We start from the raw sequence: 23061 nt of genomic DNA, 5'->3' as shown, positions 1-23061 counted from the left end.
TCTCCCCGCAAGCGGGGAGAGGTTGAAGAAAGCGGCGCCTATCTCTCCCTCGGATCGAGCGCGTCGCGCAAACCATCGCCGACCAGGTTGAACGACAGCACCACGAGAAAGATCGCCAGTCCCGGCCAGACGGCCATCCACGGCGCATTGGTCAGGAAGCGCTGTGCGGCATTGAGCATGCTACCCCAGGACGGGGCGGGCGGCTGCTGGCCGAGGCCGAGGAACGACAGCGCGGCTTCGGCGATGATGGCAGCCGCTATCGACAACGTCGCCTGCACCAATAGCGCCGGCATGATGTTCGGTAAAATGTGAAACAGCGCGATGCGCCAGCGCGGATTGCCCATGGCGCGTGCGGCCTCGACATAATCCTCGACCTTGACGCTCATCACCTGGCCGCGGGTCAGCCGCACGAAGATCGGCGTTGCCGAGATGCCGATCGCGATCATGGCGTTGCCGAGGCTGGGCCCTAAGAATGCCGCGAGCGCAATCGCCAGGATCAGGAACGGGCAGGCCAGCATCGCGTCCGTGATGCGGCTGATCAGCGCATCGATGAAGCCGCCGCGATAACCCGACAGGAGGCCGAGCGGCACGCCGATTGACAACGCGATCCCGACCGAGATGGCGCCGGCCAGAAGCGAAGCCCGCGCGCCGTAGATCACCCGGGCGAGAATGTCGCGGCCGAGCTCGTCGGTGCCGAACCAGTGCAGCGCCGACGGCGGCTTGCGCACCAGCGACCAGCTTGTCGCGATCGGCTCATAGGGCGAGATCAGCGGCGCAAACACCGCGAGCAACATGAACGTTGCGATCACGACAAGCCCGGCCATCGCGCCCTTCCGCTTGAACAGCCGGCGCAGCGCGCGCCGCGCCGGGCTCTCCAGCTCGTCGGAAACAGCAATCGGCAATGCATTGAGCGTGGTGTCGGCCATGGCTTTAGGCCCTCAGCCGCGGATTGACGAGGACATAGGCGATATCGGCAATGAGATTGAGCGTGATGTAGATCGTCGCCGTCGTCAGCACGACGCCTTGCACGACGGCATAATCGCGATTGAAGACCGCGTCGACGATCAGCTTGCCGAAACCGGGAATCGAGAAAATCTGCTCCGTCAATACCGCGCCCGATAACAGCGTGCCCAGCTCGAGCGCGCCGAGCGTGATCACCGGCGTCAGCGCGTTGCGCATGGCATGCTTGAGAATGACCGAGCGCTCGAGAAGCCCTTTGGCGCGGGCGGTGCGGACATAATCGCTTTCCAGCACCTGCAGCATGGCGCTGCGGGTATGCCGCATCAGGATCGCGGCAATCGCGTTGCCGAGCACGAAGGCCGGCATGATAGTGGAGGCGATGCTGGCGCGCCAGTTTTCGGTCAGCGGCACATAGCCCGATGCCGGCAGCCAGCCGAGCTGGATCGAGAACAGGAAGATCAGCATGATGCCGAGCCAGAAATTCGGCGTCGAGATCCCCCATAGCGCAAAGAAATTGGCGCCATAATCCCAGGCCGTGCCTTTCTTCACCGCCGATATGATTCCGGCCGGAATGCCGATCAGGAAAGCGATCACGATCGCCATCGACGCAAGCTGCATCGTCACTGGCAGCTTCTGAGCGATCAATTCGCGCACCGGCACCTTGTTGCGAAGCGACTCGCCGAAATCGCCCGACAGCACGCCCTTGACCCAGTAGACATATTGCACCGGCACCGGCTGATCGAGCCGGTACTGCTCGCGGATCTGCGCGATTACATCAGGATCGCGTTCCTCGCCGGCCATCACCAGCGCCGGATCGCCCGGCAGCAATTGCTGCAGCGAGAAGATCAGGATCGAGACAAAAAACAGCGTCGGGATGAGCTGGACGATCCGCCGCGCGAGGAAATTCAGCATGGCACTATCCGTGTCCCGGGCGCAGCGCAGCGTACCCGGGTCCGCGCTTCGCGCGGCCCGAGCACAGGCTCCACGCTGCGCTGCAGAACCGGGACCCATGCGAGAGGGGCGGTAGGTCCCGGCTCAGCGTTGCACCGCTTCGCGCTGCAACGCGTCCGGGACATGAGACCATGCGAGCCACCCTCACTTCAGCTTCAGCCCGACCACCCGCACCAGCCCGTCCGGCATCTGCTTGTAACCTTCGAGCTTCGTCGTATGCGCGATCAGGATACGGCGGTGGTAGATGTAGAGCAGCGGCTTCTCCTCCAGCACGATCTTCGCCAGCTTTTCGTAGATCGCCTTGCGCTGCGCCTGATCGGTGACGAGGCGGCCATCGTCGAGCGCCTTGTCGGCCTCCTTGTTGGACCAGCCGCTGTAATTCTGCGGCGCTTCGCTTTTCTGGAATACATAGGAGTTGCCGTCCGGGTCGATCCGACCGCTCCAGGCCAGCATGAAAGCCTGGTACTCACCAGCTTCGGCTTGCTTCAGCGAGGTCGCAAATTCCGTGACCCTGATCTTCATGTCGAAGCCAGATTCGGAGGCCATCGATTGCACTACCTGTGCGACCGCTTCGGTCTCCGCACCCTTGGGCACCATGAGGTCGACGCTGACCGGCGGCGCGACGCCGGCTTCCTTCAGCAGTGCCTTGGCCTTCGCGACGTCGCGCCCGTGAAGCGGAAAGACCTTCTGGTAATAGGGATGATCCGGATTGACCCATTGATTGCCCGGTTTGAACTCGCCGTTGAACACCACCTGGTTGATGGCTTCACGATCGAGCGAGAGATCGAGCGCTTGGCGCACCTTGGCGGACTGGCTGAGTGGTCCCTTGGCCTTGTCCTTGCCGATGTTGAGCGTAATGCCCTGATAACCGAGTTCGATCGCGGTCGAAAGCTTTAACCGTGAATCGGTCCGAACGTCCTTGATGTCAGTGGCAAGCACGCGCTCGATCAGGTCGAGCCCGCCGGATTTCAGGTTGGCGAGGCGAACCGTGGCGTCCACGATTGGCAGGAACACGATGCGGTCGATGAACACATTGTCCTTGTTCCAGTAATCGGCAAACTTCTCGAAGACCATGCGGTCCTGCTGAACGCGCTCGACGAATTTGTACGGCCCGGCGCAGACCGGACGGAGTCCGAACTTGTCGCCGGCTTCCTTGGCGGCTTTTGGCGAGACCATCATGCCGGCGCGGTCGGTGAGCTGTGCGATCAGCGGTGAGAACGGCGCCTTCAGCCCAAGTTTGATCGTGAGGGGATCAACCGTCTCGACACGATCGACGCTCGCCAGCTCCGGCTTGCGGAACGAGCCCTGCATGGTGAGGTGACGCTCGATCGAATATTTGGCGGCTTCGGCGTCCAGCGGCTCGCCGTCGTGAAACTTGACGCCGGGTCGGAGCTTGATGGTGACTTCCTTGCCGTCGGCCGAGGTCTCGTGGCTCAGCGCGAGCTGCGGCACGATATTGAGCTTCTCGTCGAGGTCGAACAGCTTATCGCAGAACGATGCGAACACGATGCGGCCGACATAGGTCCGGGCCATCGTCGGGTCGAGGATATCAGGGTCCTCGGCGAGCCCGATCCGCAGCGTGGTCTGGGCCTGAACGGTTGCCGGAAGCGACAGCAGCAGCGCCGCCGCGGTGACTGCCAAACGAAAGATTTTCATGCTGCCATCCCCTTATCCCCGATTACACCGCACTTGGCCGTGTCCCTGATACATCAACCCCGACGCGACTTGCACCTTCCGTGCCACCGCTGAAGGCGGCGACCAATTTTTCCAGCACCGGCGAAAATCCGCCATCGGCGGGAACGATGGCCCCGGGCGACGGCAATTCGGCGGTGCGGTGACACGCCGTCGCGTGTCCCGTGCCGTCGGCGAGCAGGGGTGGAATTTCGGTGCGGCAGCGCTCGATGACATAAGGGCAGCGGGTATGAAAGCGGCAGCCGGAGGGCGGATTGAGCGCGCTCGGCATCTCGCCTTCCAGCACGATGCGGCCGCGCCGCGCCTGCGGTTTGGGCACGGGAATCGCCGACAGTAGCGCACGGCTATAGGGATGCCGGGGCGCGGCGAACAGCGCTTCGGCGTCCGCCGTCTCGACGATGCCGCCGAGATTCATCACGGCGACGCGGTCGGCGATGTGCTTCACGACCGCCAGATCGTGGGAGACGAAGATGTAGGCGAGGCTGAGCCGGTCCTGCAGGTCGCGCAGCAGATTGAGGATTTGCGAGCGGATCGAAACGTCGAGCGCGGAGACCGGCTCGTCGCAGATGATCAGTTTCGGCTCTACCGCGAGCGCCCGCGCAATCGCGATGCGCTGGCGCTGGCCGCCGGAAAATTCGTGCGGGTAGCGGCGGGCAAAGCGCGGCTCGAGCCCGACTAGCCGCAACAGCTCTTCGACCCGTTCGCGGCGGCGCCGGGCCGGCACCAGATCGTGCAGCGCCAGCGGCTCGCTTAGAATCTGGCTCACCGTCATGCGCGGGTTGAGCGACGCATAAGGGTCCTGGAAAATGATCTGCGCATCGCGGCGGAAGGCGCGCAATTCGTTGGCGCCGAGCGCGCCGAGGTCGCGGCCCTCGAAGCGAACGGTCCCCGCATCCGCCTCGATCAGCCGCAGCACCAGCCGGCTGACGGTGGACTTGCCGCAACCGGATTCGCCGACCAGCGCCAGCGTCTTGCCTGCCTCGACCGTGAAGCTGACGCCGTCGACCGCCTTTACGTAGGCGGTGGGGCGGCCGAATACCGACCGCGTGGCGACGAAATGCTTTACCAGGCCTTCGACTTCGAGCAGCGCCGTCATCGTCGGCATCCTACGTGTCCCGGGCGCAGCGCAGCGCCTCTTGGCGGTGCGCTGCAGAACCGGGACCCGTGTCGCGTCGGACTACAGGTGGTCCCCGGTTCAGCAGTGCACCGCTGCGCTTCGCTTGCGCTGCACTGTGCCCGGGGAACGAGAGCGGAGAGCAGCGCAGTCATGATACCAGCCGCTCCAATGGTGCGCGGATGCAGCGCGAGGCGTGATCGGGGCTTACTGTCGCAAGCGGCGGCGGCGCGGCGATGCAGGCTTCAAGGACGAACGGACAGCGTGCAGCGAAGCGGCAGCCGGCTGGCGGGTTTACCATGTTCGGCACCATGCCTTCGATCGTCGCCAGGTGCTGGGTACGGCGGCCGAGCCGTGGGATCGAACCGAGCAGGCCTACGGTGTAGGGATGCTGCGGGCTGGCGAAGAGTTCGTCGACCGGTGCGCGTTCGACGATCTCGCCGGCATACATCACCGCAACCTCGTCGCAGACTTCGGCGACGACGCCGAGATCGTGGGTGATCAGGATGATCGCGGCACCGCTGGCGGCCTTCAGCTCGCGCATCAGATCGAGGATCTGCGCCTGCAGCGTGACGTCAAGCGCGGTGGTCGGCTCGTCGGCGATCAAGAGGCGCGGGTCGCAGGCCAGCGCCATCGCGATCATCACGCGCTGGCGCATGCCGCCGGACAGCTTGTGCGGATATTCGTCGACACGTTGCTCGGGCGAGGGGATGTGCACCCGCCGCAACAGTTCGATCGCGCGCTCGCGCGCCTGTCGCCGCGATCCGCCGCGATGGCGCAGGATGGTTTCGATGATCTGGTCGCCGATGGTGAAGCTCGGATTGAGCGAAGTCATCGGCTCCTGAAAGATCATCGCGAGCCGATTGCCGCGCAGATCGCGCAGCGTATCGTCGGGAATGTCGAGCAGATCAAAACCGTCGAAACGGATCGAACCCGACACCTCAGCGGAACGCCTTGGCAACAATCCCATGACGGCGAGCGAGGTCACGCTCTTGCCGCAACCGGATTCGCCGACAAGGCCAAGCGTCGCGCCGTTGGCCACGCTGAGATCGACACCGTCGACCGCGTGCGTGGTGCGGCCATCATCGCCGTGGAAGACCACGCGCAGGCCCTCGATTTCGATCAGCGGGCTCGCGGTCATGCCTTGCCCGCCGTCGCCGCTTCGATGCGGGCATCGATGACCATGCGGTCGGTGATCCCCGCCGGATTTTTGCGCGTCGGCAGGAACGGGCGAAAATGCACCCAGCGCTCGCGGCTCACTTGTTCCAGTCGTTCGAGTTCGGCCAGCGGATCGGTATGGTCGTCGACACGCAGGTCGAGATCGGACCATTCTTCTTCGCCATGGATCAACAGCGCCGCCGATTGCTTGCCGCGCTTGTCGCCGCCGGCGGCTTCGCCGGCCTTCATCGCTACGATCAGCCGCTGCGCAAAGGGCAGGCTGGCATTGGCGACAAAGGCTTTCGCTGTGTCATCGAGCACGGCCGCGCCCACCAGCATGTTGCCGGCGAGGGAGAAGCCGTCACCCTGGATATGCCCACACCAGTCGATGCATTCGCGGCCGGTATGCGCTGCGATGCGGCCCTTGATATCCATGATATGAAGTTGGCGGGCCTCGTATCCATCGTCGGTAACGAGCAGAATGTCCACCACCTCGCGGGGGCTGCGGCCTTCGCGCAACAGCTTCACGCCGTCGATGCCGTAATAGGGATTGACCAGCGCCTGCGTCGCGATGCCGCCGATGCCGGGCGCGATATGCGGCACGCGCGCACCGACGGCGAAAAATCGGGTCGCGACCGCGATGCCGATCTGGCCGGTTGAGGAATCACGGGCAATGATCGACCAGGTCATCTCAAGTCGCCTCTACCGGCCCGCCGCGTAGCCCTGCATGCCCCTCGGATTGGCGGCGGCGCGGCGGCGACGACCGACCTTGGAGGCCGCGGTGAGGCGGCCTTCCGACCATTCAGGACCGATCTCGACGACATGGCCGCGACTCTTCAGCGTATCGACGGTCGCGTTCGGTACGCGGCTTTCGAGCACGAGCACGCCGGGCCGCGCGGTGCGCGGCCAGAACGAGATCGGAAAATGTTCGGAATGCCAGGCCGGCGCATCGATCGCTTCCTGCAGGTTCAGTTTGGCGTGGACATGCCGCAGGAAGAACTGCGTGGTCCATTGATCCTGCTGGTCGCCGCCGGGTGATCCCCAGGCCATGTACGGCTCGCCGTCGCGCAGCGCCATGGTGGGCGAGAGCGTGGTGCGCGGCCGTTTGCCGGGCGCAAGTGCTGCCGGGTGATCTTCCTCCAGCCAGAACATCTGCGCGCGGCTGCCAAGACAGAAGCCGAGTTCGGGAATGACCGGCGAGGATTGCAGCCAGCCGCCGGACGGCGTCGCCGAGACCATGTTGCCGGCCTGGTCGATGATGTCGAAATGCACGGTGTCGCCGCGTACCTCGCCGAACCGGCCAACGGTCGGCTCGCCCGCGCCCATGGCACCGACCGCCTCGCGATGGCCTTCCGCACGGCGCAGCTTGACGATCGACCCAAAACCTTCGACCGATCCCGGGATGAAATCGAGCGAGGCCTCATCCCCAGAGATCAGCTTGCGGCGCTCGTCATTGTAGCCGTCCGACAACAGCGTCGCGATCGGGATGTCGGTGAATTTCGGGTCGCCATAAAACTTCTCGCGATCGGCGAAGGCGAGTTTCGCGCATTCGATCTGCAGATGGATGAAGTCGGGCCCGGCAGGATCGAGCCCGTCGAGCTCAAACCCCTTGAGCAGCGCGAGTTGCTGCAGCATTACCGGGCCCTGGCTCCAGACGCCCGGCTTGCAGACGGTGTAGCGGCCGTAATCATAGGTCAGCGGCGCCTCGACGGTCGGCTGCCAGCGCGCCATGTCGTCGGCACTTAGCACGCCGCGATGCGGTGAGCCGCTGACGTCCATCACGTCCTGGGTGCGGCAGAACTTGTCGATCGCTTCCGCCACAAAACCCTGCGACCAGGACTTTCGCGCGAGCTCGATCTGTGCGACGCGATCACCGCCCGCGCTTTCCGCCTCTTTGAGGATGCGGGCGTAGGTTTCGGAGAGCTGCTTGTTGGTGAACAGCGTGCCGGGTTTTGGCACTTCGTTGTTCGGCAGGTAGACCGCCGCCGATGTCGTCCAGTGCTTCCTGAACAACTGCTCGACGACCTGGATCGTTGCGGAAGCGCGCTCGACCAGCGGGTAGCCGTCGCGGGCGTACGCAATCGCGGGCTCCAGCACGTCGCGCAGCCGCATCGTGCCGTAGTCGCGCAAGAGCAGCATCCAGGATTCGAACGTGCCGGGCACGCACGCCGCGAGGAGCCCGGTGCCGGGTACCATCTCCAGCCCTTCGCTCTTGTAGTGCGCAATGGTTGCCTTCGCAGGCGCCGGACCCTGGCCGCAGATCACCTCGGTGCGGCCGCGCCTGGTATCATGCACGATGATCGGCACGTCGCCGCCGGGACCGTTCAGATGCGGCTCCACCACCTGCAGCGTGAAGGCCGTGGCAACGCCGGCATCGAATGCGTTGCCGCCCTTTTCCAGGATGCTCATCCCGACGGCTGTCGCGATCCAGTGGGTCGAGGTGACGACGCCAAAGGTGCCTTCGATTTCCGGCCTTGTGGTGAACGGATCGGGATTGATGTTGCTCATGGGATCCAATGCGGTGCTGGTATCCTAGAGCATGATCCGGAAAGTGGACACCGGTTTTCCGAAAAGATCACGCTCAAACAAGAAGATGATCGACGAGCATGCTTCAACTCAGTTGAAGCATGCTCTAGCGCGCGCACTTGACCACAGGCGAGGCTGGATGCCAACCGCTGGAATGCCACGTATGGCACCCATCTCCGTGATCATACCAAAGCTGTGGCCTCAACCGGTTGGTTGACGGCGTGGCAGGCAACCCCGTTGATCAGCTCGGGCGTTTGCCGCCGGCACAGATCGAAGGCGAGCGGGCAGCGCGGGTTGAAGGAGCAGCCGGGCGGCGGATCGATCGGATTCGGGATTTCGCCCTTGACCGGAATCCGCTGCCGACCGGACATCGCGAGATCAGGAACCGCGCCGAGCAGCATTTTGGTGTAGGGCATCCGCGGATTGGCGAACAATTCGCGGCCCTCGGCGATTTCAACAATGCGACCGAGATACATCACGCCGATGCGCGTCGCCATATGGCGGACCACGGCGAGGTTATGGCTGATGAGGAGATAGGTGAGGCCGAATTTGTCCTGCAGGTCACGCATCAGATTGAGGATCTGCGCCTGCACGGAGACATCGAGCGCCGAGGTCGGCTCGTCGCAAACAATAAATTCGGCATCTGACGCTAACGCGCGCGCAATCGCGATGCGCTGGCGCTGGCCGCCGGAGAATTCATGCGGATATTTCAGGCCATCGTCGGGATGCAGGCCCACGAGATTCAACAATTCGCCGACGCGCAGGCGGATATCACGCTCGCCCTGGATCAGGTCGAAGGCGCGGATCGGCTCGGAGACGATGGCATCGACCCGGAAGCGGGGATTGAGGCTCGCGTAGGGGTCCTGAAAAATCATCTGGATCCGGCGGCGCAGCCGCTGCCGCGCCTGCGCCTGTCTGGCACTTGTCATCGACACGCCATCGATGATCACTTCGCCCGAACTCGGCGGCAGCAACCCTACCACCATCCGCGCCACGGTGGTCTTTCCCGAGCCGGATTCCCCGACGAGAGCAAAAGTCTCGCCTTTCCTGATGTCGAACGTCACGCCATCGACGGCTTTCAGGAATTCCGGACGGCCGCCTTCCAGCACGCGGTTGAGCCACGGCTTCGAGACGTCGAACACACGGCGCAAATTCCTCACATCGACAAAGGGCGGGCTCATGCCACGGTCTCCTTCGCCGCTTCATGGGGCGCGGTGTCGAAGAGATGGCAGGCCACGGCGTGCGAGCCGTGCTTGAGCGGCTCCGGCCGGTCGACGCGGCAGCGGTCGAACACAAAGGCGCAGCGCGGATTGAATGGGCAGCCTGGCGGGATGGCCGACAGCCGCGGCATCGAACCTGGTATCTGCACCAGCCGCTTGTCTTCGCCGGCGAGCGTCGGGATCGCGCCCATCAGGCCCTTGGCGTAGGGGTGCAGCGGGTTCTGCACCACATCCTGCACCGGGCCGATCTCGGCGATCCGGCCCGAATACATCACCGCGACCCGGTCGGAAGTCTCGGCGATCACGCCCATATCGTGGGTGACCAGCATCACCGCGGTGCCGTGGTCTCGCCCAAGGCGCTTGATCAGCGAGATGATCTGCGCCTGCACGGAGACGTCGAGCGCGGTGGTCGGCTCGTCGGCGATGATCAGTTCCGGCTCGGCGCAGATCGCCAGCGCAATCACGACGCGTTGGCGCATGCCGCCGGAGAACTCGTGCGGATAGGCGTCGATGCGTTTGTCCGGCGCGGGGATGCCGACTTCGGCCAAGAGATCGATGGCACGCTTGCGCGCAGCGGTCTCCGACAGATTCAAGTGGGTTCGAATCGTCTCGACGATCTGGTCGCCGATCCGGTAGAGCGGATTGAGGCTTGTCAGCGGATCCTGAAAGATCATCCCGATACGTTTGCCCCGGATACGGCGGATTTCTTCCAGTGGCAGGTGATCGATCCGCGTTCCCGACAGATAGATCTCGCCGCCCGAAATGCGGCCGGGAGGATCGATCAGTCCGATCACGGCCAGTCCCGTGACCGATTTGCCGGCGCCGGATTCGCCGACCACACCGAGCACTTCGCCCTTGGCGATGTCGAAGGAAACGCCGTTGATCGCGCGCAACGTGCTGCGGCGGGTGAGGAATTCCACCTCGAGATTACGCACGGAGAGGACGGGAACGGTCATCGGAGTTTTGGATTGAGCGCGTCGCGCAGCCAGTCGCCGAGCAGGTTGATGGCAAGGATCAGCCCCGCCAGCGCGATGCCAGGAAAGGCGACAATCCACCATTCGCCGGCAAACAGATAGTTGTTGCCGATCCGGATCAGGGTGCCGAGCGAGGGCATGGTGTCGGGCATGCCGGCGCCCAGGAACGACAGCGTCGCCTCGGTGATGATGGCAAGCGCGAGGTTAATGGTCGCAATCACCAGGATCGGACCCATCGTGTTGGGCAGCACGTGGCGCAGCATGATCTTCGGCGCGGGAAGGCCGATCAGTTGCGCGGCCGCGACATAGTCCTTGTTCTTCTCGACCATGACTGAGCCGCGCACCGTGCGGGCGTATTGCACCCAGAAACTGAGGCCGATCGCAACCACCAAGACTGCCAGCGTGCTCACGGCGTCGAGCCGGTTGTTGAACACCGATTTGGCGACGCCGTTGACCAATAGCGCGATCAGAATGGCCGGGAAGGTGAGCTGCACGTCGGCGATGCGCATGATCAGTCCGTCGACCGCGCCACCGACATAGCCTGCGATGAGCCCAAGTGTGATGCCGAGCGTGCCGGCGAAGATGACGCCGAGCACGCCGACGACGAGCGAAATCCGCAGGCCGTAGAGGATGGCGGAGAAAACATCGCGGCCCTGTTCATCGGTGCCGAGGAGGAACGGGCTTTGGCCCTCAGCGGTCCACAGCGGCGAGATCCGCGAATTCATCAATTGCAACTGCGCGGGATCGAACGGGTTTTGCACGGCGAGTTGCGATGCAAAGATCGCCAGCAGGAAGAACAGGACCGTTACCGCCGCCGCCACCATCGTCATTCGGGAGCGGCGGAACGAGTAAAAGATGTCGCTGTCGAGCACGCGGTTCAGCCAGCTCGCGTTAGGGCGCGCCCGCTGCGGGCTCGACTCTACTCGGTGTGGTACTACGGCGTCAGACATATCGGTCTCGCTTATGCCGGACGGCGGATGGTCGAGCGCAGGCGCGGATCGACGACGGTGTAGAGGATATCGACCACCAGATTGATGGTAACGAAGATCAGCGACACCATCAGCAGGTAGGCGGCCATGATCGGGATATCGACATTTTGCACGGCCTGCACGAACAACAATCCCATGCCCGGCCACTGGAAGACGGTTTCGGTGATGATGGCAAATGCAATTACCGAGCCAAACTGCAGCCCGGCGACGGTGATGACGGGAACCAGCGTGTTCTTCAGCGCGTGGCCGAAATGGATCGCGCGCGTGGTCAGGCCGCGGGCGCGGGCGAAGCGGATGTAGTCGGTGCGGAGCACTTCGAGCATTTCAGCGCGCACCAGCCGCATGATCAGGGTCATCTGGAACAGGCCAAGCGTAATCGATGGCATGATCAGCGCCTTCAGGCCGGAAAGCGTAAGCAGGCCGGTGGTCCACCAGCCGATCCGCACCACCTCGCCGCGGCCGAATGAAGGCAGCCAGCCCAGCGTCACCGAAAACAGATAGATCAGAAGGATGCCGATCAGGAAGGTCGGCAGCGAGATTCCGATCAGCGACACCGCCTGGAAGAACTTTGTCAGAATCGTATCGCGCCGCAGCGCCGAATAGACCCCCATCAGGATGCCGAACACCATGGCGAGAACGGTGGCGCAGGCGGCAAGCTCCAGCGTCGCCGGCATTCGTTCCATCAACAGGTTCGAAACCGGCTGACGGAACTGATAGGAGACCCCGAACTTGAATTGCGCGGCATTGGCGAAATAGCGTGCGAATTGCACCGGCACGGGATCGTCGAGCCCGAGCGACTTGCGGACCGCCTCGCGTTCGGCGGCCGGCGTGTCCAATGAGACGATCTGGTTGACGGGATCGCCGGCGAAACGGAACATCGAGAACGCAATGACGCCGACCGCGATCATGACGCCGATGGCCTGGATTGCGCGGCGAAGAGTGAAAGCGAGCATGTATTCCTTTCACTGCTCTTGGTGCGGCGGCGGACGTCGCAGTCGCCTGGAAACGAAAAGTCCCGGAAGCACCAAGCCGCCGGGACCTCGTTTGACGCCCGACTAGTCCTGTTTGGTCGCCCAGTACAGCAGAACCTGATTGTCGGCGCGCTGCGTCAGCTTCACCTTTTTCGACACACCCCAGGCCAGCGCCTGCTGATGCAGCGGGATATAACCGAAATCCTTGTCGAGGATCTGGTAAGCGCGCTTGATCAGCTGATCGCGCTTGGTGGTGTCGGCTTCCTGCAATATCTTGTCGGTGAGGGCGTCGATTTCCTTGTTGCAATACCCGCTGAGATTGTTCTCTCCGCGCGAACTCTTGGGATCGTCGCGACAGCCGATAACGTCGTAGAGCACGTTATGGGAATCGAGAGTTCCGGGAGTCCAGCCCAACAGAAAGAACGACGTCTGATAGCCGCCCGCCTTGAGAACCTTGGCGAAGTACTGCGCCTTGGGTTGCGCGAGGAGGTCAACCTTGACGCCGATCCTGGCCAGCATGCTGACCACCGCCTGGCAGATCGGGGCGTCATTGACGTAACGGTCGTTGGGGCAATCCAGGGTGACTTCGAAACCGTCGGGGTAGCCAGCCTCCGCCAGCAGCTTCTTGGCCGCATCCGGATCGGCTTTCGGCCGCGTGAAATCCTTTGACAGCGCAAATAATTGCGGTGCGATCATCAGCGCCGATGGCGTGGAAAGTCCGCGCATCACCCGGGTCTTGATCAGCTCGACATCGATTGCCTTGTAGAAGGCCTCGCGAACGCGAACGTCCTTGAAGGGGTTCTTGCCCTTGATGTTGGAATACAGCAATTCATCGCGAAGCGTGTCCATCCCGAGAAAGATGGTGCGAAGTTCCGGTCCCTTCAGCACCTGGGCGTTCGGGCTGGAATCCACGCGTGTGATATCCTGGATCGGAACCGGCTCGATGACGTCGACTTCGCCCGACAGCAGGGCGGCTACGCGCGTGGCGGCGGAGCCGATCGGCGTGAAGACGATCTCTTTCAGATTGTGCTCGGGCTCGCGCCACCAGTTCGGATTTGGCTTGAACACCGTTTTCACCCCGGGCTGATGGCTCTCGATGATGAAGGGACCGGTGCCATTAGCGTTAAGCGAGGCAAAACTCGGCGAAGTTGCCGCCACTGGAGTCGGGGCGATCGAGTTGTTCGCCTCGGCCCATTTCTTGTCCATGATGTACCAAGTATCCCATTGCGAATGCAGAATGGGATTGGGCGAGGTCAGGATGAAATCCACGGTGTAATCGTCGACCTTGACGACCTTGGCATCGGACGGAATGCGGGTGGGAAGGTTCGAGCCCTTGGCACGAACGCGCTCTGCCGAGAAAACGACATCGTCGGCAGTGAAGGGGTCGCCGTTGTGGAATTTGACGCCCTTGCGTAGATGAAAGCGCCAACGGGTCGGTTCTGGGGTTTCCCAGCTTTCCGCCAGGGCGGGGACGATTTTCAGGTCCTTGTCGCGAGCGATCAGCCCCTCATAGGCATGGCCGAGATGGGCGTGGGTGGTGGTTTCGTTCAGTGTATAGGGGTCGAGCGACTTAAGGTCGCCCTGGTTGGCATAGCGCAGGGTCTGGGCCGATGCCGGCGCCATTGCCAGGATGGAAGCCGTGGCCGCTGCAAGCAAAGTCTGACGTACCGACATTTGTTCGATTTCCCCGCTTTTGGTCAGCAATTTCCGCCGGATATTGCCGAGCCATGTTGCCAGAGTCCAGCCACCGCGCAAGCTTCATTATCCCGCACTGCGTGCCGGTTTGCGCGGCGGTGCGGCAAAGTCTATTTTGCACCTTAAGACGTGCACGCGAGCACGTGACATTAAACTTTAAACTTTTGGAGTGCCGGATGGCGGAACTGAAGGCCGACGTTCTCGTCCTAGGTGCGGGCATGGTCGGCGTCAGCGCCGCTTTGCACCTGCAAAAACGCGGCCGGAACGTGGTTCTGATCGACCGTCATGATACAGCCGGCGAGGAAACCAGTTACGGCAATGGAGGGCTGATCGAATGCGCTTCGGTCTTTCCCTACATGTTTCCGCGGGACGTGGGCCAAATCCTGCGCTACGCGTTTCTTCGTGCGCCGCAGGTGCATTATCACTTCAGGGATCTGCCGGTCTTCCTGCCGTGGCTGACACGCTATTTCCTCGCCTCTTCACCGGAGCGTGCACTGCACAGCGCAATGGCCGAATTGCCGTTGATCCAGCGCAGCCTGATCGAGCATGAGGCGCTGATTGCGGAAGCCAATGTGCCGGAGCTGTTGCGGCGGACCGGCTGGATCAAGCTGTTTCGTTCCGAGGCAACCCTTGCGACTGCAGTGCAGGATCTCAAGCGCGCCGGGGAGCATGGCGTCGCCGGCGAGGTGCTGGATCGGCCTGCGATATCAGCGCGCGAGCCGCACCTGAGCGGCGATTTCAGCGGCGCGATCCATTTTCCCGCGCCGGGATTTGTGCCCGATCCCGGTGGGCTGGCCAAGGCCTATGCGGCGCTGTTCGGCCGCAAGGGCGGGCGTTACCTGGTCGGCGACGCCCGAACGCTCGAACAGTCGAGCGGACGGTGGCGGGTGGCGACGCTGGAAGGCACTATTGCGGCGCGCGAGGTGGTGGTGGCGATGGGGCCGTGGTCCGACCAGATCCTCGCCCCGCTCGGCTATTCGATCCCGCTTCAGGTCAAGCGTGGTTACCATTTGCATCTCAAGCCGCGCGGCAATGCGGTCTTGAATCATCCCGTGCTGGACACCGATCTCGGCTATCTCCTGGCGCCGATGAACCGCGGCATTCGGCTCACGACCGGCGCCGAGTTTGCCCACCGCGATGCACCACCAACGCCGATCCAGGTCGACCGGGCCCTGCCGCGGGCGCACCGACTGTTCCCGCTCGGCGAGCCGGTCGACACCAAGCCCTGGATGGGGGCGCGGCCCTGCCTGCCGGATATGCTGCCGGTGATCGGCAAGGCACCCCGCCATTGCGGGCTGTGGTTCGATTTCGGCCACCAGCACCACGGCCTGACGCTCGGACCCGCGACCGGCCGCCTGCTGGCCGAAATGATGACCGGCGAGACGCCGTTTGCCGATGTCAGGCCGTTTGCGATCGAACGCTTTGGTTGACCATATCGGGAATTGAAGGGAATGGGGACCGGCGCTGGTCCTTGCATGACTCGGTCCGTCGTGTCGATACTGCAGCAAGGGCAGCGCGATAAGGAGCGGTCATGAAAGTTAATGTCGAAATCGATTGCACGCCGCTGGAGGCCAGGCAGTTCTTCGGATTGCCAGACGTCTCGCCGATGCAGACCGCCGTGATGGACAAGATGCAGCAGCAGGTGATGGCCAACATCGAAAAGGTGTCGCCGGAATCGCTGATCCAGAGTTGGTTCACGTTCGATCCCAAGATCGCCGAGCGATTCCAGGATATGTTCGTGACCATGGCCGGGCTCGGCGGCATGGCCAAGAAGGACAAGTGAGAGTGGCCATCGCGGAAAGCGGCGCGGCAACAGAGGAGCAGCGGCTTCGGCCGCCAAGCTTGTTTCTGATGCTGGCCGAGACGCGGGCGCTGTTCGAGCTGAATTCGAGCCTGTTGCTGTCGCCGCTGTTGTTGCGTGCGCCGAGGGGCGACGGGCATCCGGTGCTGGCGCTGCCGGGGTTTCTCGCCAGCGATCTATCGATGGCGCCGATGCGGCGCTATCTGAAAGAACTCGGCTACGACACCTATGCCTGGGACATGGGCCGCAATTTCGGCGGCATCGCTTCCAAGCGCGGGGCACTGCAAGCTCTCCTGAGGCGCATCTATGAAGCCACAGGCCGCAAGGTCAGTCTCGTCGGCTGGAGCCTCGGCGGCGTCTATGCGCGCGATCTCGCACTGCAGATGCCGGACATGGTGCGCTCGGTGATCACGCTGGGCAGCCCGTTTGCCAGCGATATACGCGCGACCAACGCCACGCGGCTCTATGAGGTGCTGTCGGGGGAAACTGTCGACGACAATCCGGAAATCCGCTTGGCCATTGCCGGTGACCTGCCGGTGCCGGCGACCTCGATCTATTCGCGGACCGACGGCATCGTGAACTGGCACACCAGCCTGTTGCGTCCCTCCGCAACCGCCGAAAACATCGAGGTCCACCTCGCCAGCCATATCGGGCTTGGCGTCAACCCCGCAGCATTGTGGGCAGTAGCCGACCGCCTGGCGCAGGCGGAAGGCGAGTTTAAGCATTTTGATCGATCAGGGCCATTTGCCATTGCCTATGGGCCCCCCGAAAATGCACAATCCTGAATCCACGCCCTGAGCTAAGGGCATGATCGCGAAAGATACCGTTCTGCAATTGATGCGGGATGGCTGCCGGTTTTCGGATATGCTCCAATAACAAAGACATTCCAGACGCCAGAAGCGCCGCCAAGGCGCCGCGTTTTCTACTGCGGGAGGAAAATATGGCGGACGCCAAGAAGCTGTCTTCGCTGGACGCGTCGTTTCTGTATCTGGAAACCCCGGAAATGCCGATGCATGTCGGCAGCATGGCGATCTTCCGCCTGCCCGAAGGCTACAAGGGCGACTTCTTCGAAGAGTTCAGGGCGATGATCGCCTCGCGGCTGCACATCGCGCCGATCCTGAAAGCCCGCCTGGAGAAGGCGCCACTCGACATCGATCATCCGTCCTGGGTCGAGGACGACCAGTTCGACATCGACCGCCACATCTTCCGCGCCAGCCTGCCGGCGCCGCGCGATCGCGCGACGCTGGAGCGCATCGTCGGCTGGATGCATGCCAAATTGCTCAACCGCGCCCGCCCGCTCTGGGAGTTCTATGTCTTCGAAGGCATGAAGGACAACGAGATCGGGCTTTACTCCAAGATGCACCATGCCTGCATCGACGGCGGCGCCGGGGCCGCGCTCACCAGCATGATCTACGACATCACGCCGGTGCCGCGCCAGGTCGATCCGCCCACCGCGCGCAAGGTGGCACCGGAGCCGCGCGACATCGCCGCCAACCTGATCGATTCCTACCAGCAGCTCTGGACCCAGCCGTTCGACCCGAAGGCGGCGCCAAAGAGTCTCGAGCTGCCGCGCTCGGGAAAAAGCGATCTCGGATCGATCCTGTTCGACAACGCCATGTTCCAGATCGAGAGTGCGGTGAAATCGCCAGCAGCATTCCGACGATGCTCAAGAGTGTGTCAGATGTGGTGGGCAAGGTTTCGGATCCGAAGTCGCGCGATAGTCTGGCCAGCATGGCCTCGCCGCCGACCATCCTCAACAAGACGATCTCGTCAGAGCGCAGCTTCGCCGGCACCTCGATCTCGCTGTCGCGCGCCAAGGCGCTGGCAAAGACGTCCGGCGGCAAGCTCAACGACGTCGTGCTGGCGCTGTCTTCAGGCGTGGTGCGCCGCTACCTGATCAGCCAGGGCGCGCTGCCCAGCAAATCGCTGACCGCAGCGGTGCCGATCTCGCTGCGCGAGGAGGGCAACGCCGATGCCAACAACCAGGTGTTCGGCATGATCTGCGCGATCGCCACCAATGTCGGCGATCCCAAGACGCGGCTGGAAACCATCATCGCGCAATCCACCAAGTCGAAGGAGATGTCGCATCCGCTGCGGGCGCTGATGCCGCAAGTCTCCAACCTTTCGATGCTGGGCGCGCCGATCGTGACCCAGATTCTTGCGTTGCTCTACAGCCGCTCCAACCTCTCCGACGTGCTGCCACCGGCGGCCAACATCACCGTATCAAACGTGCCTGGCCCGCGGCAGACGCTGTATGCTGCCGGCGCCGAGCTGCTGCACATCTTCCCGGTGTCGATCTCGACGCATGGCATCGCGCTCAACATCACCGTGCAGAGCTATCGCGACCAGCTCGATTTCGGTTTCATCGCCGGCGCCAACATCATTCCGCATGTCCAGATTCTCTGCGACATGCTTCCGGTCGAATTTGAAGCGCTGGAGGCGGCGTTCGCGCCGCCGCCGAGCATGACCCGCGCCGCTGAATAGGGGGCCTGCCATGATTGAAATGCCGCCGCTGCAATTCGCCGAGGTGAACGGTATTCGCTTGGGCTATTACGAGGCGGGGCCGAAGTCCGACAAGCCGCCGCTCGTTCTATGTCACGGCTGGCCGGAGATCGCGTTCTCCTGGCGGCACCAGATCAAGGCGCTGAGCGAGGCCGGCATCCGGGTGATTGCGCCGGATCAGCGCGGCTATGGCGCGACCGACCGCCCCGAGCCGGTCGAGGACTACGACATGGAGCATCTGACCGGCGATCTCGTCGGTCTGCTCGATCATCTCCAAATTGACAAGGCGATCTTCGTCGGCCACGACTGGGGCGGCTTCGTCGTCTGGCAGATGCCACTGCGTCATCTTAATCGCGTCGCCGGCGTCGTTGGCGTCAACACCCCGCATTGGGATCGCATGCCGGCCGATCCAATCGAGCTGTTTCGGCAGCGCTTCGGCGACAAGATGTACATCGTGCAATTCCAGGACCCCGGCCGCGAGCCTGACAGGATTTTCGGCAGCCGGGTCGAGCAGACCTTTGACGCGTTCATGCGCAAGCCGGTGGCGCGGCCCCCGGGTACGCCGGAGGAGCAGCCGATTGCGGGTGTCGGCGCATCAGCGCGACTCAACCTGGCGTTTCCACAGATGATCGCGAATTACGATGCCAAGCACGATCCGCGCACGCCGATCCTGTCGGCGGAAGAAAAGCAGGTGTTCGTCGATACTTTCACCAAGACCGGCTTCACCGGCGGCATCAACTGGTACCGCAATTTTTCCCGCAACTGGCAGCGCTCGGAAGGGCTCGACCATACCGTCCGCGTACCGTCGCTGATGATCATGGCCGAGAACGACGCGGTGCTGCCGCCGTCGGCCACCGAGGGCATGGAAAAGCTGGTGCCGGACCTCGAGAAGTATCTCGTGCGCGACAGTGGCCATTGGACGCAGCAGGAAAAGCCGGACGAGGTCAGCGCCAAGCTGATCGAGTGGCGCAGAAAGCGGTTTGGGTGAGAATGACGCGACCTACGAGCGAAACGTCTCGCGCCGTCATTCCGGGGCGATGCGAAGCATCGAACTATGGTGCGCAATTGCGCACCTGAGAATCTTGAGATTCCGGGTCTGGTCCTTCGGACCATCCCGGAATGACGTTGCTGAGACGGCTTCGCATCGCCTCGGAATGACGGCGTGGATGGGATTAGGCAGGGGAGACACTTCGACAATGGCGTCCAGCAATAAACTCAGTCCGATCCCGCATCCGCCGAAGAAGCCCGTCATCGGCAACATGCTGTCGCTGGATCCCAACGCGCCGGTGCAGCATCTGGTCAAGCTGTCCAAGGAGCTCGGGCCGATCTTCTGGCTCGACATGATGGGCGCGCCGATCGTGATTGTCTCCGGCCACGATCTGATCGACGAGCTCTCCGACGAGAAGCGTTTCGACAAGACTGTGCGCGGCTCGCTGCGCCGCGTCCGCGCCGTCGGCGGTGACGGGCTGTTCACCGCCGACACGACAGAGCCGAACTGGAGCAAGGCGCACAACATCCTGCTGCAGCCGTTCGGCAACCGCGCGATGCAATCCTATCACGCGAGCATGGTCGATATCGCGGAGCAGCTCGTGAAGAAATGGGAGCGGCTCAACGCCGACGAGGAGATCGACGTCGTACACGATATGACGGCGCTGACGCTCGATACGATTGGTCTCTGCGGCTTCGACTACCGCTTCAATTCATTCTACCGCCGCGACTATCACCCGTTCGTGGAGTCGCTGGTGCGCTCGCTCGAGACCATCATGATGACCCGCGGCCTGCCGCTGGAAAATCTGTGGATGCAGAAGCGGCGCAAGACGCTCGCCCAGGACGTCGCCTTCATGAACAAGATGGTGGACGAGATCATCGCTGAGCGCCGCGACAATGCGGAAGCCGCCGAAGGCAAGAAGGACATGCTGGGCGCGATGATGACCGGCATCGACCGCTCGACCGGCGAGCAGCTCGACGACATCAACATCCGCTACCAGATCAACACTTTCCTGATTGCGGGCCACGAGACCACCAGCGGACTTCTCTCGTGCACCATCTACGCGCTACTCAAGCATCCCGAGGTGCTGAGGAAGGCCTATGAGGAAGTCGACCGGGTGCTCGGGCCCGATATCAACGCCAGGCCGACTTATCAGCAGGTCACGCAGCTCACTTATATCACGCAAGTGTTGAAGGAAGCGCTGCGGATGTGGCCGCCGGCGCCGGCCTACGGCATCACGCCGCTTCAGGACGAGGCCATCAGCGGCGGCAAGTACAAGCTGAAGAAGAATACGTTCATCACCGTTTTGGTGATGGCGCTGCACCGCGACCCCAGCGTCTGGGGTCCGAACCCGGACGTCTTCGATCCTGAGAATTTCAGCCGCGAGGCCGAGGCCACGCGTCCGATCAATGCCTGGAAACCATTCGGCAACGGCCAGCGCGCCTGCATCGGTCGCGGCTTTGCGATGCACGAGGCGGCGCTGGCGATCGGCATGATCCTGCAGCGCTTCAAGCTGATCGATGTGCACCGCTACCAGATGCACCTGAAGGAAACGCTGACGGTCAAGCCGGACGGTTTCAAAATCAAGGTGCGTCCGCGCGCGGACAAGGACCGTGGCGCGTTTGCCGGCCGCACCGCTATCGCGGCCGCTGCCTCAAGCGCGGCGGTGCCACCGGCGCGGACCCGTCCGGGCCACAACACGCCGCTATTGGTGCTCTATGGTTCAAACCTCGGTACCGCGGAAGAGCTGGCGACGCGGGTGGCTGACCTCGCCGAGGTCAACGGCTTCGCGACAAAACTCGGCGCGCTCGACGATTACGTCGGCAAACTGCCGGAGCAGGGCGCGCTGATGATCTTTTGCGCTTCCTACAATGGCGCCGCCCCAGATAACGCAACGCAGTTCGTCAAATGGCTGGACAGCGGCCTGCCAAAGGACGCATTCGCCAAGGTGCGATATGCCGTGTTCGGCTGCGGCAACAGCGACTGGGCCGCGACCTATCAATCCGTGCCGCGCATGATCGACGAGCAGTTGGCGGCGCACGGTGCGCGCAGCCTCTACGGCCGCGGCGAGGGCGACGCCCGCAGCGATCTCGACGGCCAGTTCCAAAAATGGTTTGCGGCGGCAGCACCCGCGGCCATGAAGGAGCTGGGCGTCGATTCCGGCTTCGCCCGCAGCGCCGACGACGCGCCGCTTTATTCGATCGAGCCGGTGGCGCCATCGGCCGTTCACACCATCGTGGCGCAGGGCGGCGTCGCGCCGATGAAGGTGCTGGTCAATTCTGAACTGCAGAACAAGGCCGGCGCCAGTCCTTCCGACCGCTCGACCCGCCACATCGAGGTGGAATTGCCGCCCGGCATCGCCTACCGCGTCGGTGACCACCTCAGCGTGGTGCCGCGCAACGATCCGGCGTTGGTCGATTCCGTCGCGCGCCGCTTCGGTTTTCTGCCCGCCGACCAGATCCGGCTGCACGTCGCGGAGGGCCGCCGCGCGCAATTGCCGGTCGGCGATGCCGTGTCGGTCGGGCGGTTGTTGACCGAGTTTGTCGAGTTGCAGCAGATCGCGACCCGCAAGCAGATCCAGATCATGTCGGAGCACACGCGCTGTCCCGTCACCAAGCCGAAGCTGCTGGCCTATGTCGGCGACGACGATGTTTCCACCGAGCATTACCGATCGGACGTCTTGGCCAAGCGCAAGTCGGTGTTCGATCTCTTGGAAGAGCATCCGGCCTGCGAACTGCCGTTCCACGCCTATCTGGAAATGCTATCGCTGTTGGCACCGCGCTATTATTCGATCTCATCGTCACCTTCGACCGATTCTGCGCGCTGCAGCGTCACCGTCGCCGTCGTCGAAGCGCCCGCAAGTTCCGGCCGCGGCGTCTACAAAGGCGTCTGCTCGAACTATCTCTCCGGCCGCCGTGTCGGCGATACCGTGCATGCCACCATACGCGTGACCAAGGCCGGCTTCCGGCTGCCGGACGATCCGGCCCAACCCGTGATCATGATCGGTCCTGGTACGGGGCTGGCGCCGTTCCGTGGCTTCCTGCAGGAGCGTGCGCATCGCAAGGCGCAGGGCGCAAAGCTCGGCCCGGCGATGCTGTTCTTCGGCTGCCGCCATCCCGAACAGGATTTTCTCTATGCCGCGGAGTTGAAGGCCTTCGCGATCGACGGCATCACCGAACTTCACACGGCCTTCTCGCGCGCCGACGGGCCGAAGACCTATGTGCAGCATCAGGTGGCGGCGCAAAAGGACCGCATCTGGAGCCTGATCGAGCAGGGCGCGATCGTCTATGTCTGCGGCGACGGCAGCAAGATGGAGCCGGACGTCAAGGCCGCGCTGGTTGCGATCTATCGCGAAAAGTCCGGCGCCGACGCCGATGCCGGCCTGCGCTGGATCGACGATCTCGGCACCAAGAACCGCTACGTGCTGGACGTCTGGGCGGGCGGGTAAACCGTCGTCCCTGCGAACGCACTAGGGCATGCACACATTTCTGAGGGTCCATCCGATTGCGACGGCATGGAA

The 23061-nt window shown here is 63.2% G+C and carries 17 protein-coding genes and 1 pseudogene; 6 read left to right on the top strand and 12 right to left on the bottom strand.

Features of this window, described 5'->3' with window-relative positions; translation table 11 throughout:
* Window positions 1-38 precede the first annotated feature (38 nt).
* From KJQ96_RS13910 to KJQ96_RS13855, 12 genes are all read right to left on the bottom strand, one after another.
* Window positions 39-926: an ABC transporter permease gene (locus KJQ96_RS13910; RefSeq protein WP_213287159.1), complete on the bottom strand. Its 888-nt coding sequence runs from the start codon at window positions 924-926 to the stop codon at window positions 39-41.
* Window positions 927-930: 4 nt separating this feature from the next.
* Window positions 931-1872: an ABC transporter permease gene (locus tag KJQ96_RS13905; protein ID WP_028350083.1), complete on the bottom strand. Its 942-nt coding sequence runs from the start codon at window positions 1870-1872 to the stop codon at window positions 931-933.
* A 183-nt stretch (window positions 1873-2055) separates the two neighbouring features.
* A complete protein-coding gene (locus KJQ96_RS13900; RefSeq protein WP_213287158.1) occupies window positions 2056-3567 on the bottom strand; it encodes an ABC transporter substrate-binding protein in 1512 nt (503 codons plus the stop codon).
* 22 nt (window positions 3568-3589) lie between these two features.
* On the bottom strand, window positions 3590-4699 hold the full coding sequence (locus KJQ96_RS13895) for an ABC transporter ATP-binding protein (RefSeq protein ID WP_213287360.1): 1110 nt from the start codon (window positions 4697-4699) through the stop codon (window positions 3590-3592).
* Between the two features lie 169 nt (window positions 4700-4868).
* Window positions 4869-5858: an ABC transporter ATP-binding protein gene (locus KJQ96_RS13890; RefSeq protein ID WP_213287157.1), complete on the bottom strand. Its 990-nt coding sequence runs from the start codon at window positions 5856-5858 to the stop codon at window positions 4869-4871.
* Window positions 5855-6565: a DUF1028 domain-containing protein gene (locus tag KJQ96_RS13885; protein ID WP_213287156.1), complete on the bottom strand. Its 711-nt coding sequence runs from the start codon at window positions 6563-6565 to the stop codon at window positions 5855-5857. The genes KJQ96_RS13890 and KJQ96_RS13885 overlap by 4 nt, the downstream gene beginning before the upstream one ends.
* 12 nt (window positions 6566-6577) lie before the next feature.
* Entirely contained in the window at window positions 6578-8383 is a 1806-nt protein-coding gene (locus KJQ96_RS13880; protein WP_213287155.1) for a gamma-glutamyltransferase family protein, read from the bottom strand.
* A 200-nt stretch (window positions 8384-8583) separates the two neighbouring features.
* Window positions 8584-9582 (bottom strand): ABC transporter ATP-binding protein, encoded by a 999-nt coding sequence (locus tag KJQ96_RS13875; RefSeq protein WP_213287154.1) that lies wholly within the window; start codon window positions 9580-9582, stop codon window positions 8584-8586.
* The gene (locus tag KJQ96_RS13870) at window positions 9579-10577 is read right to left on the bottom strand and encodes an ABC transporter ATP-binding protein (protein WP_213287153.1); all 999 of its coding nucleotides are present in this window, start codon (window positions 10575-10577) and stop codon (window positions 9579-9581) included. The genes KJQ96_RS13875 and KJQ96_RS13870 overlap by 4 nt, the downstream gene beginning before the upstream one ends.
* Window positions 10574-11545, bottom strand: a complete 972-nt coding sequence (locus tag KJQ96_RS13865) for an ABC transporter permease (RefSeq protein ID WP_213287152.1) — start codon at window positions 11543-11545, stop codon at window positions 10574-10576. Before KJQ96_RS13865 ends, KJQ96_RS13870 begins: the two co-directional genes overlap by 4 nt.
* 11 nt (window positions 11546-11556) lie before the next feature.
* Complete coding sequence (locus tag KJQ96_RS13860) at window positions 11557-12537, bottom strand: ABC transporter permease (RefSeq protein ID WP_028350075.1); 981 nt, start codon at window positions 12535-12537, stop codon at window positions 11557-11559.
* Window positions 12538-12639: 102 nt separating this feature from the next.
* Window positions 12640-14229: an ABC transporter substrate-binding protein gene (locus KJQ96_RS13855; RefSeq protein ID WP_213287151.1), complete on the bottom strand. Its 1590-nt coding sequence runs from the start codon at window positions 14227-14229 to the stop codon at window positions 12640-12642.
* A gap of 197 nt (window positions 14230-14426) precedes the next feature.
* Between KJQ96_RS13855 and KJQ96_RS13850 the strand changes: the two genes are divergently transcribed.
* The 6 genes and pseudogenes from KJQ96_RS13850 (at window position 14427) to KJQ96_RS13825 (ending at window position 22989) form a co-directional block, all read left to right on the top strand.
* Window positions 14427-15680 carry an FAD-binding oxidoreductase gene (locus tag KJQ96_RS13850; protein WP_213287150.1) on the top strand — a complete coding sequence of 418 codons (1254 nt, stop codon included), beginning with the start codon at window positions 14427-14429 and terminating at the stop codon, window positions 15678-15680.
* A gap of 101 nt (window positions 15681-15781) precedes the next feature.
* Window positions 15782-16033, top strand: a complete 252-nt coding sequence (locus tag KJQ96_RS13845; RefSeq protein WP_065744106.1) for a DUF6489 family protein — start codon at window positions 15782-15784, stop codon at window positions 16031-16033.
* A gap of 68 nt (window positions 16034-16101) precedes the next feature.
* On the top strand, window positions 16102-16836 hold the full coding sequence (locus KJQ96_RS13840) for a triacylglycerol lipase (protein ID WP_235782844.1): 735 nt from the start codon (window positions 16102-16104) through the stop codon (window positions 16834-16836).
* A 155-nt stretch (window positions 16837-16991) separates the two neighbouring features.
* A pseudogene (locus tag KJQ96_RS41365) lies at window positions 16992-18535 on the top strand (wax ester/triacylglycerol synthase family O-acyltransferase).
* Window positions 18536-18545: 10 nt separating this feature from the next.
* Window positions 18546-19541: an alpha/beta fold hydrolase gene (locus tag KJQ96_RS13830; RefSeq protein WP_213287149.1), complete on the top strand. Its 996-nt coding sequence runs from the start codon at window positions 18546-18548 to the stop codon at window positions 19539-19541.
* Window positions 19542-19749: 208 nt separating this feature from the next.
* Complete coding sequence (locus KJQ96_RS13825) at window positions 19750-22989, top strand: bifunctional cytochrome P450/NADPH--P450 reductase (protein ID WP_213287148.1); 3240 nt, start codon at window positions 19750-19752, stop codon at window positions 22987-22989.
* Window positions 22990-23061: the final 72 nt, after the last annotated feature.

The organism is Bradyrhizobium sp. sGM-13, from assembly GCF_018398875.1.
GTDB lineage: Bacteria > Pseudomonadota > Alphaproteobacteria > Rhizobiales > Xanthobacteraceae > Bradyrhizobium.
Note: the sequence above shows the minus strand (reverse complement) of the source record. Positions and strands in the feature narration are given on the sequence as shown.

Coding starts and splice junctions, on each gene's coding strand:
- KJQ96_RS13885 (WP_213287156.1), bottom strand. CDS start 6,565: ATGACCTGGTCGATCATTGCCCGTGATTCCTCAACCGGCCAGATCGGC.
- KJQ96_RS13860 (WP_028350075.1), bottom strand. CDS start 12,537: ATGCTCGCTTTCACTCTTCGCCGCGCAATCCAGGCCATCGGCGTCATG.
- KJQ96_RS13895 (WP_213287360.1), bottom strand. CDS start 4,699: ATGACGGCGCTGCTCGAAGTCGAAGGCCTGGTAAAGCATTTCGTCGCC.
- KJQ96_RS13840 (WP_235782844.1), top strand. CDS start 16,102: ATGCTGGCCGAGACGCGGGCGCTGTTCGAGCTGAATTCGAGCCTGTTG.
- KJQ96_RS13830 (WP_213287149.1), top strand. CDS start 18,546: ATGATTGAAATGCCGCCGCTGCAATTCGCCGAGGTGAACGGTATTCGC.
- KJQ96_RS13880 (WP_213287155.1), bottom strand. CDS start 8,383: ATGAGCAACATCAATCCCGATCCGTTCACCACAAGGCCGGAAATCGAA.
- KJQ96_RS13855 (WP_213287151.1), bottom strand. CDS start 14,229: ATGTCGGTACGTCAGACTTTGCTTGCAGCGGCCACGGCTTCCATCCTG.
- KJQ96_RS13850 (WP_213287150.1), top strand. CDS start 14,427: ATGGCGGAACTGAAGGCCGACGTTCTCGTCCTAGGTGCGGGCATGGTC.
- KJQ96_RS13890 (WP_213287157.1), bottom strand. CDS start 5,858: ATGACCGCGAGCCCGCTGATCGAAATCGAGGGCCTGCGCGTGGTCTTC.
- KJQ96_RS13865 (WP_213287152.1), bottom strand. CDS start 11,545: ATGTCTGACGCCGTAGTACCACACCGAGTAGAGTCGAGCCCGCAGCGG.
- KJQ96_RS13875 (WP_213287154.1), bottom strand. CDS start 9,582: ATGAGCCCGCCCTTTGTCGATGTGAGGAATTTGCGCCGTGTGTTCGAC.
- KJQ96_RS13905 (WP_028350083.1), bottom strand. CDS start 1,872: ATGCTGAATTTCCTCGCGCGGCGGATCGTCCAGCTCATCCCGACGCTG.
- KJQ96_RS13845 (WP_065744106.1), top strand. CDS start 15,782: ATGAAAGTTAATGTCGAAATCGATTGCACGCCGCTGGAGGCCAGGCAG.
- KJQ96_RS13900 (WP_213287158.1), bottom strand. CDS start 3,567: ATGAAAATCTTTCGTTTGGCAGTCACCGCGGCGGCGCTGCTGCTGTCG.
- KJQ96_RS13825 (WP_213287148.1), top strand. CDS start 19,750: ATGGCGTCCAGCAATAAACTCAGTCCGATCCCGCATCCGCCGAAGAAG.
- KJQ96_RS13910 (WP_213287159.1), bottom strand. CDS start 926: ATGGCCGACACCACGCTCAATGCATTGCCGATTGCTGTTTCCGACGAG.
- KJQ96_RS13870 (WP_213287153.1), bottom strand. CDS start 10,577: ATGACCGTTCCCGTCCTCTCCGTGCGTAATCTCGAGGTGGAATTCCTC.